Origin of the sequence: Achromobacter sp. B7 (assembly GCF_003600685.1) — a bacterium.
Classification (GTDB): domain Bacteria; phylum Pseudomonadota; class Gammaproteobacteria; order Burkholderiales; family Burkholderiaceae_B; genus Achromobacter; species Achromobacter spanius_B.
Genome location: NZ_CP032084.1, coordinates 4188969 through 4202519 on the forward strand (window position 1 = coordinate 4188969; position 13551 = coordinate 4202519).

The 13551-nt window shown below is 62.3% G+C and carries 15 protein-coding genes and 1 tRNA gene; 5 read left to right on the forward strand and 11 right to left on the reverse strand.

Annotation, left to right across the window (positions count from 1 at the left end):
• Positions 1 to 51 precede the first annotated feature (51 nt).
• The 6 genes from DVB37_RS18885 to DVB37_RS18910 all read right to left on the reverse strand — a co-directional run bounded on the left by DVB37_RS18885 (position 52) and on the right by DVB37_RS18910 (position 3239).
• A complete protein-coding gene (locus DVB37_RS18885) occupies positions 52 to 588 on the reverse strand; it encodes a hypothetical protein (RefSeq protein WP_120157572.1) in 537 nt (178 codons plus the stop codon).
• An 89-nt stretch (positions 589 to 677) separates the two neighbouring features.
• Positions 678 to 959 carry a hypothetical protein gene (locus DVB37_RS18890; RefSeq protein ID WP_046805986.1) on the reverse strand — a complete coding sequence of 94 codons (282 nt, stop codon included), beginning with the start codon at positions 957 to 959 and terminating at the stop codon, positions 678 to 680.
• Positions 956 to 1372, reverse strand: a complete 417-nt coding sequence (locus DVB37_RS18895) for a hypothetical protein (RefSeq protein WP_240433928.1) — start codon at positions 1370 to 1372, stop codon at positions 956 to 958. The genes DVB37_RS18890 and DVB37_RS18895 overlap by 4 nt, the downstream gene beginning before the upstream one ends.
• 121 nt (positions 1373 to 1493) lie before the next feature.
• The gene (locus tag DVB37_RS18900; protein WP_046805988.1) at positions 1494 to 2177 is read right to left on the reverse strand and encodes a hypothetical protein; all 684 of its coding nucleotides are present in this window, start codon (positions 2175 to 2177) and stop codon (positions 1494 to 1496) included.
• Positions 2164 to 3003 (reverse strand): YdaU family protein, encoded by an 840-nt coding sequence (locus tag DVB37_RS18905; RefSeq protein WP_120156434.1) that lies wholly within the window; start codon positions 3001 to 3003, stop codon positions 2164 to 2166. Before DVB37_RS18905 ends, DVB37_RS18900 begins: the two co-directional genes overlap by 14 nt.
• The gene (locus DVB37_RS18910) at positions 3000 to 3239 is read right to left on the reverse strand and encodes a YdaS family helix-turn-helix protein (RefSeq protein ID WP_104144033.1); all 240 of its coding nucleotides are present in this window, start codon (positions 3237 to 3239) and stop codon (positions 3000 to 3002) included. The genes DVB37_RS18905 and DVB37_RS18910 overlap by 4 nt, the downstream gene beginning before the upstream one ends.
• Positions 3240 to 3310: 71 nt before the next feature.
• Between DVB37_RS18910 and DVB37_RS18915 the strand changes: the two genes are divergently transcribed.
• Positions 3311 to 4384 (forward strand): S24 family peptidase, encoded by a 1074-nt coding sequence (locus DVB37_RS18915; RefSeq protein WP_120156435.1) that lies wholly within the window; start codon positions 3311 to 3313, stop codon positions 4382 to 4384.
• Positions 4385 to 4411: 27 nt separating this feature from the next.
• Here the strand turns inward: DVB37_RS18915 and DVB37_RS18920 are convergent, their stop codons facing one another.
• A complete protein-coding gene (locus DVB37_RS18920; protein ID WP_120156436.1) occupies positions 4412 to 4846 on the reverse strand; it encodes a hypothetical protein in 435 nt (144 codons plus the stop codon).
• Positions 4847 to 5113: 267 nt separating this feature from the next.
• Between DVB37_RS18920 and DVB37_RS18925 the strand changes: the two genes are divergently transcribed.
• On the forward strand, positions 5114 to 5956 hold the full coding sequence (locus DVB37_RS18925; protein ID WP_046805992.1) for an MBL fold metallo-hydrolase: 843 nt from the start codon (positions 5114 to 5116) through the stop codon (positions 5954 to 5956).
• Between the two features lie 275 nt (positions 5957 to 6231).
• On the opposite strand, the gene DVB37_RS18930 is transcribed toward DVB37_RS18925, so the two are convergent.
• A complete protein-coding gene (locus DVB37_RS18930) occupies positions 6232 to 7230 on the reverse strand; it encodes an SDR family oxidoreductase (RefSeq protein WP_104144036.1) in 999 nt (332 codons plus the stop codon).
• A 227-nt stretch (positions 7231 to 7457) separates the two neighbouring features.
• Between DVB37_RS18930 and DVB37_RS18935 the strand changes: the two genes are divergently transcribed.
• Entirely contained in the window at positions 7458 to 8138 is a 681-nt protein-coding gene (locus DVB37_RS18935) for a trans-aconitate 2-methyltransferase (RefSeq protein ID WP_120156437.1), read from the forward strand.
• A gap of 590 nt (positions 8139 to 8728) precedes the next feature.
• Here DVB37_RS18935 and DVB37_RS18940 read toward each other — a convergent pair.
• Together DVB37_RS18940 and DVB37_RS18950 are read right to left on the reverse strand one after the other, a co-directional pair.
• Positions 8729 to 9262 (reverse strand): GNAT family N-acetyltransferase, encoded by a 534-nt coding sequence (locus DVB37_RS18940; RefSeq protein ID WP_205571575.1) that lies wholly within the window; start codon positions 9260 to 9262, stop codon positions 8729 to 8731.
• Between the two features lie 719 nt (positions 9263 to 9981).
• Positions 9982 to 10057, reverse strand: a tRNA-His gene (locus DVB37_RS18950).
• Between the two features lie 173 nt (positions 10058 to 10230).
• On the opposite strand from DVB37_RS18950, the gene DVB37_RS18955 reads away from it, so the two are divergent.
• Together DVB37_RS18955 and DVB37_RS18960 are read left to right on the forward strand one after the other, a co-directional pair.
• Positions 10231 to 11688, forward strand: a complete 1458-nt coding sequence (locus tag DVB37_RS18955; RefSeq protein WP_120156440.1) for a phospholipase D-like domain-containing protein — start codon at positions 10231 to 10233, stop codon at positions 11686 to 11688.
• Between the two features lie 101 nt (positions 11689 to 11789).
• Positions 11790 to 12707 (forward strand): LysR family transcriptional regulator, encoded by a 918-nt coding sequence (locus DVB37_RS18960; protein WP_120156441.1) that lies wholly within the window; start codon positions 11790 to 11792, stop codon positions 12705 to 12707.
• Positions 12708 to 12760: 53 nt separating this feature from the next.
• On the opposite strand, the gene DVB37_RS18965 is transcribed toward DVB37_RS18960, so the two are convergent.
• On the reverse strand, positions 12761 to 13543 hold the full coding sequence (locus DVB37_RS18965) for an enoyl-CoA hydratase (protein ID WP_120157573.1): 783 nt from the start codon (positions 13541 to 13543) through the stop codon (positions 12761 to 12763).
• Between the last annotated feature and the right edge of the window lie 8 nt (positions 13544 to 13551).

Below are 13551 nucleotides of genomic sequence, written 5' to 3' on the forward strand. Positions count from 1 at the left end.
AAAAAAACCGCCCAAGGGCGGCGGGGGACAGCGTTAAGAAGACCTTGAACGTCAATTCGTCGCTTCGGTCTTCGCGGAAAATGAGGTTGTAAAAGAAGGCAGCAGCCCGCCCGTGGTCGTGATGTTGCCGGTCACCGTTTCGATGAGGCCGACAACATCCGTATAGGTCTGCGCGTAGCGAATGCCCAGGTCAAGCGCGCCCCGCGGCTCGCTCGACGTGCCCGGGGTGGCGTCGTTGCCGTCGCGCGGCACGCGCTGCACGGGGCCGGCGTGAAACACCGCCAGGCCCAGCGCTTCCGCGCGATCCTCGTGAAGGGGATGGCGCAGTGCCAGCCCCAACTTGTCCAGGGCGCGATAGGCGGCAGCGCCCACGCTGCGCAGCTCGACGGTGGCATCGCGATGGTCACGCACCAGCTGATTACCGTCGGCGTCGACCGGGCCGGTTTCAGCGGGGCCGGCCTGCACCCAGCGTACGGCCAGCGCGATACAGGGCGGCGGCGGAACAGACGGTGCATCGTCGGAAAGAAACACCGGCACGCCGCCCGCGGCGGCCGTCACCAGCGTAAGGATTGCGTCTTCAGGCGTCATGTCGGTCACTGTTGGTTCCGGAAAAAAACAAAGCCCGCGAACCGGAGCGGTTGGCGGGCTGCATTTCGTGTGGGCGCAATGCCCCGCGGCTATTGTCTCAAATCCGGTCCCAAATGGGCATGGTTTTTATGAAGTGCATGTCCCAATTGCTGCCAGGAATACGTGGCGGATTTGGTGTTGCCGCCGCAGCGCTGGACATGCCCCGCGTCTAACAGATGGTCCAGCACACGACGCGCGCCGCGACGCATTGCCTCTTGCGAGGCGGGCGTCAACGGCATGCCTCGGCTGACGTGCCGCAAGATCTCGGCCATTCTGAATTCGCGGCCGGGATACGCGGCCAGCAGGTCGATGACTTCGTGTGCGTATTTCATCGGAACGCCCTCCAGACTTCTTGCTTGAAGCTGCCCAGCGCCACTTTGTAGTACGGCAACGTGATGCCGATGACGCGGCATGCCTTGTCCTGACGGCCATGCGCGGGCAGGTCCCCGTAGTCGGCGCGGCGCGTGTATTCCGCCTGGACCACGCGCTGTTCCAGAAGCGGCAACGCTTCATACAGGGCGTGCACGCGGCGCGCGCGTTCATGGTTCACGGGTATGCGCAGTGGCTCGTCGTCATCGTCGTGACCGGGCAGCGGCGGAAATTCGCACACGTCGGGCGTCTCGTGCAACATGCGGCGCGGGCCGGGCCAATCGCCTTCCCATTGCGACCTGGCCCAGTTATGAATTTCGTCTTCCACCCAACGCGGCATGCCGGCTTGTACTGACGGTGTATTTTTCATTTTCATTGTTTTGCGGTCCTTACTTTGCGGTCCTTACTTTGCGATCCGTGCTTTGCGGCCCGTGCTTTGCGATCCTTAGCTGACGCGCCGTTCGCGCGCGTTGGCCCATCATTCATGCGCCGCATCGTCATGTGCCCTCCGGTTTGGCCGTGTGCCTGGCGTGCATCAACATGTCGGCGATGGCCTTGGTGGGATGCCCGCCGGACGCGATGCGCGCCTCCCAGCGTTCGATCCACTCGCGATGTGACCGGCTGCGGGCTGCCAGCATTTTTCCCGCACCCATTTTTCTCAGCGCGGCCTCGGCCTCGGCACGCGTGGCCAGCGTCTGTCCGGGCGCGGGCAACGCCGCGCGCGGTGCCGGGATGTCGGGCCATGCACCTTTTGCCAACTCTTCGGACAGCGTTCTTTCCCAACGGACTTTGATTGCGCCAAAGTTGCTGTTCAACAGGTCAACCGTGCTGACGCCCACCGCCGCCCAATACACCGCCGGGTGCGACCAGTCCCCCACCTCGCCACGACGCCGCGCCGACACGCCGCGCACCGCTTCGTGATAGGCAAGTTCGGGGATCAACCACGGGCAGCAAAGCTTCAGAAATTCCGGCAGCGTCGGCGGCCATTCCCGTGTCAGGCAGGCGGTAAGCCCGCGCCGCACTTGCGCTTCGGTCAGGCCGGCCAGCTTCTGGTTCCAGGAGTCTTTCAATTCGCGCGGCGTCAGGCCTTCCCATTGCTGCGCGAACTTGGCGCCATACAGCAAGTGCATTTCGTTGACGACCAGCGCGCCCAGTCCGACCGTCGATTCAACGACTGGCATCGATCACCCCCATGTCGATTTCGCCCCGGACATGGCCCTCGGCCAGCACGCTGCGCAATTCCGACGACCATTGCGCGCGCTGCCGCGATGGGTGGGGTGCCGTGACGCGGGCCGCCGACCGCGGCGGAAACAGGCCCAGGTAGCCGCTGGCGATACTGTGGGCAATGACGTCGCGCGCCGCGACGCCTTCGGCCCGGTAGCCGGCAAGCTGTTGCAGCTGGCGCCGCGCCGCCTCTTGGGTGATCGGCTTCTTGCGCGCTTTGCGGTCCGCCACCCAGCAAGCCCAATCGGCCCGATCCAGCCAATCAGGCAACGCACACTCGGCCGCATCGAAGGCGGGCTTGCCGGAGCGCATGGGGGCCGCTTTCGGGATTGTCGATTCGGGTTGTGGTCGTTCTGGCTGTGGTTCTGGTTGTGGTTCTGGTTGTGGTTCCTGGTTGGTTGCACGGATGTTCAACGGCTGTTGATCCGCTGCTTGCCTTGCCGGCATGCCTGCCTGCCGAGCGCGTTTGGCCGCGCTGGCTTTACCGGCTGCCGACTTGGCTTCCTTGTTGCCGTGATAACGCGCAATCTCGGCGTCACAGCGAGCATGTCGCCAGCCCTGCTCGGATTCCACGAAGAACTCGTGCAGCACCTGGACCACGGCGTTCTGCTCGTCGTCGGACCGGGCGATCAACAAGCGGCAAAGCTTGTCGATGTCTTGCGATAGCGGCGCTTCGGTGTCGTAGTAAAGCTCGATCAAGTCCCGATAGACGCTGCGCTCGATGCGCGTCAGATGCCGCGTTGCGCTATTGAAGTCGCCGATGTGGTGGGGGTAATAGTTCATTGCGCCGTGATCCTTTCGGCCAGCTCCGGCCAGATTTGAGTGCAATCGGAAGGGCGCAAGTCGCGCCGGGTGACGGCGCCGTCGGTGGCGAGTTCGATCAAGGCGCAGTGCTTGACCGGCACGGGCCTGCGGCCGGTGCGCCACTGATAGACCAGCGCGGGCGACACGCCCACGAGCCGGGCGAACATGGCAGCGGTCAGCGCCCCTTCCTGCTTGAAATAATCAGGTAGATTCATCACCAAAACTATAGCGACGCTACAGCTTATTAGCAAGCCATGCTATAGTTTTATTTGCATAGCATTGCTATATGAAAATGTGGACTATCGAAGAGGAAGCCGCCGCCCTGCGCGCACGCTTTGAAGGCGTGAACCGCGCGGCATTTGCTCGCGACCACCACGTGAAGGGCGGCCAGGCGATGATTTATCAACACATCACCGGCCGCCGTCCTATTGGGATCGAAGCGGCAATGGCCTACGCCGAAGGGTTCGGCTGCACGCTGGCGGCAATCAGCCCTCGTCTGGCAGCTGAAGCTAAAAAGGCCGCGTCGCTGTCGACCGCCGTCCCGCTTGCCGCCCCCACAGCCGACGCCCAATGGCCGTTTCCATCCGTGCCGGCATCGCTGATCCATGGGCTGGCGGATGACCAGGTCAAACGGCTGGAAGGCGCGCTGCTATTGGCGCTGGGCCAGATGGGCGTCAAGACCAAGGGTTCTGCGGGCCTGGGCAAGAACACAAGCCCTAAACGCGGTGCGCTCGTCAGCATCGACAGCGTGGCGGACGAGTTTCCCATGGCGCCGATCTCGGCGGCCCCCTGGGACCCCGAAGGCGTCACCACGCATCAGGCCGAACGCATGCAGGCGCTGCGCATCAGCACGGCGGCCAATGTCGGCCACGTCGCCAACGCCGGCTACTCCGCCAACGATCAGGAATTCATGCCCGTCCCCGAACTGGACGTGCGCCTGGCCGCCGGCCGGCTTGGCATCGAGAACTACCACGAGACGGAGATCGGCGAGATCCTGTTGCGCCGGTCATTCCTGGAGTCGTTCAAGCTGCCCATCAGCCGCATGAAGATCGTGTATGCGCAAGGCGACAGCATGGAGCCCGTCATCCGAAACGGCGGACCGATGCTGTTCTACGAAGACCCCATCATCGACCCCCGCGAAATCGACCCGCGCACGGTCTACGCGATCAACCACGGCGGCAAGATGATCGTCAAATGCATCGCGCGCGGACGCGAGGGTGGCTGGCTGGCAAAATCGTTGAACCCCGCCTACGCGCCCTTTGCGCTTGAGAAAGAAGACGGCTGCGAAGTCCGCATCGTCGGACGCATCCTGTGGTCGCCGTACGACCTGCGAAATGGGGTGGACGAGCGCTTGCTGTAAGGCTCGTCCGCGAGTTAGCCACCCGTTCTACGCACCACCCACCGCCTTCACAACCTTGCCCGTGCCGCCGCATGTCTGGCACGGTCGGTCGTTCAGCTGACCACTTCCCGAGCAGTCAGGGCAATCCACTTCTCCGGTCCCAGGCGTGCCCGGCGCGGCGTCATCGCCGGGGTTGATATCTTGTTGCGCGGATGGCGTGGTTTGCGGCGGTTGTTGCTGCTGCTGTTGCTGCGGTTGCTGCGGTTGCTCCGACAGTTGTGGCTGTGGCGCGGGGTTCGCCCGCTGTGGCTGATGCGTCTGAAGTGTCGGCTCGTCCATCACGTTCCCCCGTTTCGGTTGCCCGCACGCTGACGTCTTGCGCGCGGGATAAACGAACGTCACGCAGCAATCGCCATGCCGCAAGGGGCACATCACGGATGCGCGCATCGGGCGCGAACGTGCGCCATTTGAATAGTCGGCCATGTGCCTATCCGCTTAACAGTCGCGACGTGCGCGCGCGGGTGCGATCCCCGCGCGGGTGCGATCCCTACACGTCGCTTGCAATATTGACCGACGGCGCCGCTCCGCAGGCCCGCTCCGCAGGCCCGCTTCGGAGGGCTGCTTTGTAGGCGTCGCCCGACACCGCCTTTCCCTCTCGCCTGCACGGCACGCGGTTTGCGGTCCGATCCCGCGCAGCGGCACCGTCCGTCCGCCGCGCGCCGAGACGGTTTGAGATCAGGAGGCCCCTCCATGAAAGTGCATCACCTGAACTGCATTTCAACTTGCCCCGCTGGGGGCCGGCTGATGGATGGCCGGTCATCGTGGCTGGCCACGCGCGGCCGCCTGTGCTGCCACTGCGTATTGCTGGAACTGGATTCGGGCGGGTTGGCGCTGTTGGACACTGGCCTGGGCTTGCAGGACGTGGCGCATCCGCGCCCCCGGTTGAGCGCGTTCTTTCTGGCCCTGGTGAAGCCCGAATGGAAAGCCGCCATGACGGCCCGACGGCAGATCGAGGCGCTGGGATTTTCCGCATCGGACGTGCGTCACATCATCCTGACGCATCTGGACTTCGACCACGCAGGCGGACTCGACGATTTCCCGCAGGCGACCGTGCACATGATGCGGGCCGAAGCCGACGTGGCGCAGCGGCAAGGCACGTGGATGGACCGCCAGCGTTTTCGGCCGCAACAATGGTCGTCCCGCGAACGTTGGCAGGTGTACGACGAAGCCGCCGGCGAGTCCTGGTACGGCTTCAAGCGGGCGCGTCCCTTGGCAGGCTTGCCCGCCGAGATTGCAATGATTCCGCTGCGAGGCCACACCGTGGGTCACGCGGGCATCGCCGTCAACCGAGGCGCCAGCTGGATGCTGCTGGCAGGCGACGCATACTTTCACGCAAACGAGATGGCGCTGGACCGGCCGAGTTGCCCCATCGGCCTGCGCATGTATCAGCACATGCTGGACCACGATCGCGCGGCGCGCCTGGGTAACCAGCATCGGCTGCGCGAACTGATCCGCACGAAAGGCGGCGAAGTGGACGTGTTTTCGGGGCACGACACCGAGGAATTCCAACGTCTGGCCGGACGGCCCGCGTAGCCGGCGATGTATTCGACTGTCCAACGCAATGCGGTGAAAGCCGTGCAAGGCTTGCTGCGTATGGCGCGCCGGTATGGTGAGCCGGGTGCGGTGCGCTGGAAGTGGCGTGCTCCGTGTGGCGTGCCGGGTGTGGCGTGCCGGGCGGGGCGCGCCGGGTATGGCGCGCTCGGGCCGCGCCTCAGGCCGCAGTTCCCAAACCTTCGCCCGGGCCACGACCTGAGACGCTCCACGGCCTACAGCGCAGTTACGCGCGGCACAGCTTTCAAGCCCATGCGTCAACGCCGCCCACGCGGCAGACAAAGCGCCAGCCCCGCCGCCACCACCGCCGCAAGCAGAACAGTGCGTTGGTGCATCGCCAGTTGCGTGTACACGCTGTGCCGGCGCGGATGCAGCGGCGTCGAGGGATGCTCGCCGCCCCCTTCGTACAGCGAGTCCGACCCGCCGCCCGCCGGCATGTCTCCGCGCTGGTGCCGGAACAGCCAGCTTGTCATACGGTCGGCCAGCGTCGGCATATTCTGACCCAAGGCCGAAATCGCGCGCGACGCGCTGCCCACGTGAAGATCCCGGGTCGGATACTGCGCCGCGTGCAAAATCGCTTCGGCAACGGTGTCGGCGGCATATACCGGCGGCGGCAGGTTAGGCTGCACATCCATGTAGTTGCGCGCGTGCGCGGCAAACCCGGTTGCGACAGAAGCCGGCTTGATCAACGTGACAGATACCGGCGCCTGGCTTTCGCGCAGCTCCATCCGCAGCGCATCGGTAAAACCCTTGACCGCGTGCTTGGCGGCGGAATAGGCGCCTTGCAGCGGCACCGCGCGATCCGACACTTCGCTGCCCACATTGATCAAGGCGCCGCCCGATTGCTTCAAGTGCCGCACCGCCGCCATCGAGCCGTACACCACGCCCCAATAGACGGTATCGAACAGCTTGCGCTGATCCTCGACCGGCACCTGTTCCAACGTACCAAAGATGGAAACGCCGGCGTTGTTGACCCAGGTGTCCACCCGCCCGTAGTGCTGCACGGCCTGTTCCAGGATACGGTCATGATCCTCGGCAACCCCCACATCGGCCACCACGGTAATAGCCGCCCCACCCGCCTGGACGATATCGTCCGCCACGCGGGTCAACGCCTCTTCCTGCCTGCCCGCCAAAACCACTTTCGCGCCCTGCTTCGCAGCCATCCTGGCCGTGGCCGCGCCAATACCACTGCCCGCGCCAGTGATGACGATCACCTGGTCACGCAGTGCTTTCAATTTCAATCTGGGTTGATACATGTGAGCCTCCCGGTCAGCGGCGCGCAACATGCGCGGCTGTGGGAGGGCAGCAAGGGACATGCCTGATTGAGGGGGCGCAAGCGGCAGTGCGGCGCTTCGCGAATGCCCTGCCGCAAGTGCCATTCGATCGGCTACATTCAGCATGCCGGGCAAATTCCGTTCGAATACACTACTACAAGCCGGCTCACTCTTGTACCATCACCCCCACGAAAAATTTGGAGCTTGGCATGGGCGGGAAAGTAGACTTCGACGAACACACAGAAAATTACAACGCATTGCTCAGAGAGAGCCTTGGATTTTTTTCTTCTGACGATGAGTATTTTGCTAGATACAAAGTCGACCTTGTAAAAAAATCGCTTGGAGCCGAACCACAGAGGATTCTGGAATACGGTTGCGGAATCGGTCGCAACATCCCCTTCCTAAGAGACTCCTTCCCGAAAGCAGCAATTGATGGGTCCGACGTTTCAGAGCTCAGCCTTGATATGGCTCGGGAGCAGCACCCCGACAACTTCTTTTTTTTGGAAGCCGGCCAGACCGATGGCGAGCCATATGACTTGATTTTCGTAGCCAGTGTCTTCCATCATATACCCCCGGCGGAACGGCAGCGGGTGACCGAAAGCCTGGTGCAGAGATTGCGACCCGGAGGCATTCTTTGTGTGTTTGAACACAATCCCTACAACCCCATCACCCGGCGTATCGTTAACAATTGCATCTACGACGCAGACGCAGTCTTGTTGAAGCCGCAGGAACTGAAGGGGCTTTTTAAGAACTCCGGTTTGGACCTCCGAACTTTCGAATACTGCCTCTTCATTCCCCCAAAGCTCAAGGCTCTGTCCTGGATCGAAAGATATCTGGGGTGGCTGCCACTCGGTGGGCAATATTGGATCTGCGGAACCCGTCCTAGCTGAGCTTCCTCGTGAGACGAGGTGGTGGGCATCGCGTAGCCGCTTTCTCATCTGCTCCTTCCGCGCCTTACCCAGGACGGGCGCCCGGATTTTCCGAGTTTTACGCAGGAGGATGGCGTATAGGTCTTGGGGTAAAGTCTCGATGTCGGGCTGCATCCGAACTTGGTAGTGCGGCCAGGATCGATGCAGCGTCTGGTATCGGCCGGCTACTGCGGACGAAGCTTGAGGATCAGCTTGATCAGCACGACGGGATGCTCCTCGTCACCTGCGGAGAGCTGACCGCTCATCAGCACCTAGGAGCCCCGTCGCATTTCATCGGCTGACACCTGCCGTCGGCCCCTTAAAAAGCGCCGGCATGCCCAAAATGGCAGCGCGTTGCACCCGCCGACATTTCCCAGGCAAATAAAAACCGCCCGAGCGGCGGCCTCTACTGGATGGGTGTCATACCCCTGCTTGGTTGCTCTACCAGTGAGCATCTCGCACTGTCCAGAAAAACTACGATTTTTTCTATCCTCTCAAGCCACAGCACACACAACGGCTGTATACGTCTGGCTATCGAAGAAGCCCCAAGAACACGGAGGGGCTACAGTAATTCATGCTGGCCTGTCGGCTGCTATAAATTTTTTATACTTCGTACGCACCTTGTCATACGCGCTCTTCGGGTAATCGAAAAAAAAGTCGACATCCGACTCTCGCACGATTGAGGCACCAAAGCGTTGATGGAATGCCACTACTCTCGAATTTGCCTTTCTCACGTCAAAGTGAGATCTTGCAAACCCCAAACTGTAGAAGGCGAACTCATAGATCAGGACTGCGGATTCCATCGCGCATGAAGCGGGCGCGCCTGGCTTCATCATCCAGGATCCCCAACAAAATGAGTCGCCTTGGATGTCATAGATCCTGACAGTCCCAATAGCGTTCCCCTCAAGTTCAATGATGAAATAGTGCTCCGTGCCGGCAAATTCTCGGGATTTATACGTTTCCAGCCACTTGCGCTGATTCTCAATGCCGCCGGCGACTGCAGAAACATGACTGTTTCTTAGGGGATCCACCCTAAGACTATGAATGAACTCTGCGTCGCCAATGTTGGCATACCTTAGCTTGACAGTTTTCCCGATCAATTCCACGACATATCCCCTAAATATCGAGGCAATCATATCAGACGGAATAACACCGTCCGACCACGATCAGCCCCGCGTATCGTGCACTCCAACAAGCACAGATAGAACTCGCTTCGCCTCTCATTCACCCTTGCCCAGATCGAAACAAACGGTGAACTGCGCTGTCAACGCATAGTCCCCTCGTTTATTGCGAACATATCAACTTCGTTTGAAGCGACTGCTGCTTTATTCCCGGCTCCCTGCCGCCACGACCTTGCGTCCTGACCGCTCAACCCGAAGCTCAGTTCAGGCACTCCCATCCGATCCGATGGGCGTACCGCGATCCCGAGCACGTCGCACCGTGCAGATTAGACGCCCCCGCCTCAAGACCCGCCATCCGCTCTGCAACTAGCGCTGGAGCGACTTGGCCGGAGCGCCCGCACCGACGTGACCCAAGATCGCTCCACGCGCGGGACAGATGCCGATGCAAAGGAAGTCGAATAATCTGCGCTTTCCGGAGACGTTGTTGTCAGGCTGTTGCGCGGTAACGTAGTCGCCTCCATAGCCGACTGGGTGGCAGTGCCGAGGTACATGCAGGAACATCGCAACGGGTTTGGACGCCAGGCGTGCCATGAGCATAAAGTGCAGCGCCTCAAGCATGCCATCAAATCCAGATCTTGCCACCATTTCAAATTCGACAGGCAAGAAAAAAGCCGCTCTAAGCGGCTGATTTCTAAGGAATTCTTTGGGGTGGCTGATGGGGCTCGAACCCACGACAACCGGAATCACAATCCGGGACTCTACCAACTGAGCTACAGCCACCTCTGGTGCTTCTTTGCCGTGCTTCAAAAGAAGCTCAACAACGAAGAGGCCGAACTATAGCATATTTTTTCTGCGTGTCAAAAGCCCGCTTTTGCCTTTGCATTGCCAATGCCACGCACCTTGCTATTCTTCCGCATGGCTCACTTCCCAAGGCTGGTTTTCACGTCATTGCTATGGATCGCATACACGCAATTTTGATCGATTACTGGCCTCATCTGGTCTTTGCCATCAGCATCGTGGCGGGGACGGGCGCGGCGGTGCATGCCGCGATGACCAAGCAGGATGTGCGGGCGGCGATTGGGTGGGTGGGGGTGGCGCTGTTTTCCCCCTTGTTTGGCGCCCTCTTCTATTTTGTGGCCGGCATTAATCGCATCCGCAAGACGCGGGTGTCGCAGCTGCGCGACGAGACCATGGTGGTGGATGCCGAGCAGGTGGATACCCTGCCGGTGGATGTGGCGGCGGTATCCGGTGCGCAGTTTGCGTCGCTGAAAATACTGGGGGATCGCGTCAGCCGGTTTCGGCTGTTGGGTGGCAATGCGGTGCAGCCGCTGGACGGCGGGGACGAAGCCTATCCGGCCATGATGCAGGCCATACGCGAAGCGCGTAGCGCCATCGCGATGCAAAGCTATATCTTCGATAACGACGAGATCGGCCGCGAGATGGCCGAGGCGCTGATTGAAGCGCAAGGGCGCGGCGTGCAGGTGCGTGTGTTGATCGACGCCATCGGTTCCAAGTATTCGCGTCCGCCCATCGTGCGCATGTTGGCGCGCGGCGGCGTGCCCGTGGCGCGCTTCATGACGAATCCGCTGGGCGTGCTGCGCATGCCTTATGCCAATCTGCGCAGCCACCGCAAGGTGTTGGTCATCGATGGACGCGTGGGCTTTTCGGGCGGCATGAACGTGCGGGCGGCGTTTGTGACGGCGCTGGCGGGCAAGGCCGTCAATCACGACACGCATTTCCGCATGGAGGGGCCGATCGTGACGCAGCTGATGTCGGTGTTCGCGCACGATTGGAATTTCACCACGCACGAATCGCTGCCCGCGCGCCCGTGGTTCGACCCGCACGCGCTGCCGCCGACTGGCAACGTGCCGATGCGCTGCGTGCCGTCGGGCCCGGACCGCGCGTTGGGCAGCTCACACAATATGCTGCTGGGCGCGCTGGCGGTGGCGCAGCATCACGTGCGCATTCAGTCGCCCTATTTCCTGCCTGACCAGACGTTGATCGGCGCGCTGGCTACCGCGGCGCGGCGCGGCATCCGGGTGGACATCGTCATCCCCGACAAGAACAACCTGCGGCTGGTGGACTACGCCATGTCGGCGCAGTTGGACCAGGTGGTGCGCACGGGCTGCCATGTGTGGCGGGCGGTGGGCACGTTCGACCACTCCAAGCTGATGACGGTGGACGACGCCTGGGCCTACGTCGGTTCGTCGAACCTGGACCCGCGCAGCCTGCGCTTGAACTTCGAGCTGGACACCGAAATTTATGACCCGGACGTGGCGCGCTGGATCGGCAAGCGCATCGATGCGCTGATCGATCATGCCAAACCGGAAACGCTGGATACCCTGGCCCGGGCGCCGTTTGCCAAACGGCTGCGCAACAAGGTCATCTGGCTGGCTACCCCGTATTTGTGACGCTTCGACAACACGCGTCAACAACACGCCTAGACAACACGCTTCAACAACACGCGCCAACCACACGCGCCACCCCCAACACCGCCGAACTTTCCTGCACGATGCGTTATGAACTGACCGACCTGCGCCTGTTCCTTGCCATCGCCGAGGCGCAAAGCCTTTCCGGCGGCGCCAATACGGTGCACCTTACCGCTTCGTCCGCCAGCTACCGCCTGAAGAATCTGGAAGCGGCGATGGGCGTGCCGCTGTTCAAGCGCGAAGCACGCGGGATGGAGTTGACGACGGAAGGCGCGTTTGTGCTCAAGCACGTGCGGTCGCTGCTGGCCGGCGTAGAACGCATGCATGGCGAAGTCAGCGGCTTTGCCAGTGGCCTGAAAGGCAGCGTCAAGCTGTTTGCCAACAGCAGTTCGCTCAACGGCTTCATCGTGCCCAGCCTTAGCCGGTTTCTGTCGGCCAATCCAAACGTGAACATCCTGCTGGAAGAGCGGTCCAGCACCACGATCGAGGCCGCTATCGCGGGACAGGAAGCGGATATCGGCATATTTGCCGGTCATGCCGAATCGGCCGGCGTGCAGGCGGTGCGCTATGCCATCGACGAACTGATCATCGCAGCGCCGCCGAACCACCCGGTGGCGCAGCATTCGCCGGTGCGCTTTCCGGCGGTGCTGGACCTGGATTTTGTCTGCATGAGCCGTGCCAGCAGCAACTACATCTTCCTGCGCGACATGGCCAAGCTGGCGGGCAAGACGCCCAAGGTGCGCATCCACGTGCACACCTTCGACGCCGTGCTGTCCATGGTGCAGGCCGGCGTGGGCGTATCGCTGGTGCCGCGCAGCGTTGCGGCCACCGCGCTGCGTGAACAGCGCATTGCGGCGGTGGCCATCAGCGAACCCTGGGCGCGCCGTGAATTGACGCTGGTGACGCAAGCCAACGTGCCGCTGTCACCCTTCGTGGAGCAGGTTGCCGAGTATCTGCTGGACGATCCGATCGTTGCAGCGACGCGCGGCGGGTTGGACTGATCCCCCCCCCTGCTCAACCCAGCTCAGGCCGGCCCAGCGCAGTTCACCCCAGTTCAACCCTTGCCGCGCCGCTTGCTGGCCAGAAACTCGTTCATGAACTTCTGCGGTTCGCCGGTATTGAACGCGGCGCCGAATTCCCCCACGCTGTCCTCGATGGCGTCGTCAACCGACATCGTTTCCCAGCGGCGCAACAGCTTCTTCTGCTGACGCAGAGCCTCCGGCCCCAGCGCGGCAAAGCTCTGCGCCAGCTTGTAGACGGTTTCGTCCAGCTGCGCCTGCGGCACGGCGGCATTGACCAGCCCCCAGTCCTGTGCGCGACGCGCGTCGATCAGTTCACCCGTCAACAGCATCCACGCGCTGTGGGCCGCCCCGATCAAGCGCGGCATCAGCGCCGCGTGGATCACGGAGGGGATACCGACCTTGACCTCGGGCATGCCGAACTGCGCCTCGTCGGCACAGATGCGCAAGTCGCAAGCCAGCGCGAACTCCAACCCGCCGCCCAGGCACCAGCCGGGTATGCGGGCGATGACGGGCACGGGAAAGTGGCGGACGGCGTTGCACAGGTCGCGCAGATTAGCGATGAAGCGCTGGGCGCTGGACGCATCCAGCGCGGCCATTTCCGCGATATCGGCGCCCGCCACGAAGGCGCGGTCGCCCGCGCCGCGCAGCACCAGCACGCGCACCGCCTTGTTGTGGCTCAACTGGGACAATGCGTGCCGCAGGCCATTGATGACGGGCGTACTCAAGATGTTCAGCACGCCGGCGTCCTGCATGGTCAGCGTGGCGATGCCGGCCGCGTCAATGCGGACGTCGGCGTGGGGAAGGGACAGATTCATGGTGTTCA

What these genes read in the sequence shown, in the direction of transcription:
- DVB37_RS18910 (WP_104144033.1), bottom strand. Translation starts at nt 3,239, where the DNA reads ATGAATCTACCTGATTATTTCAAGCAGGAAGGGGCGCTGACCGCTGCC.
- DVB37_RS18890 (WP_046805986.1), bottom strand. Translation starts at nt 959, where the DNA reads ATGAAATACGCACACGAAGTCATCGACCTGCTGGCCGCGTATCCCGGC.
- DVB37_RS18965 (WP_120157573.1), bottom strand. Translation starts at nt 13,543, where the DNA reads ATGAATCTGTCCCTTCCCCACGCCGACGTCCGCATTGACGCGGCCGGC.
- DVB37_RS18885 (WP_120157572.1), bottom strand. Translation starts at nt 588, where the DNA reads ATGACGCCTGAAGACGCAATCCTTACGCTGGTGACGGCCGCCGCGGGC.
- DVB37_RS18905 (WP_120156434.1), bottom strand. Translation starts at nt 3,003, where the DNA reads ATGAACTATTACCCCCACCACATCGGCGACTTCAATAGCGCAACGCGG.
- DVB37_RS18925 (WP_046805992.1), top strand. Translation starts at nt 5,114, where the DNA reads ATGAAAGTGCATCACCTGAACTGCATTTCAACTTGCCCCGCTGGGGGC.
- DVB37_RS18960 (WP_120156441.1), top strand. Translation starts at nt 11,790, where the DNA reads ATGCGTTATGAACTGACCGACCTGCGCCTGTTCCTTGCCATCGCCGAG.
- DVB37_RS18930 (WP_104144036.1), bottom strand. Translation starts at nt 7,230, where the DNA reads ATGTATCAACCCAGATTGAAATTGAAAGCACTGCGTGACCAGGTGATC.
- DVB37_RS18920 (WP_120156436.1), bottom strand. Translation starts at nt 4,846, where the DNA reads ATGGCCGACTATTCAAATGGCGCACGTTCGCGCCCGATGCGCGCATCC.
- DVB37_RS18955 (WP_120156440.1), top strand. Translation starts at nt 10,231, where the DNA reads ATGGATCGCATACACGCAATTTTGATCGATTACTGGCCTCATCTGGTC.
- DVB37_RS18900 (WP_046805988.1), bottom strand. Translation starts at nt 2,177, where the DNA reads ATGCCAGTCGTTGAATCGACGGTCGGACTGGGCGCGCTGGTCGTCAAC.
- DVB37_RS18895 (WP_240433928.1), bottom strand. Translation starts at nt 1,372, where the DNA reads ATGAAAATGAAAAATACACCGTCAGTACAAGCCGGCATGCCGCGTTGG.
- DVB37_RS18935 (WP_120156437.1), top strand. Translation starts at nt 7,458, where the DNA reads ATGGGCGGGAAAGTAGACTTCGACGAACACACAGAAAATTACAACGCA.
- DVB37_RS18915 (WP_120156435.1), top strand. Translation starts at nt 3,311, where the DNA reads ATGAAAATGTGGACTATCGAAGAGGAAGCCGCCGCCCTGCGCGCACGC.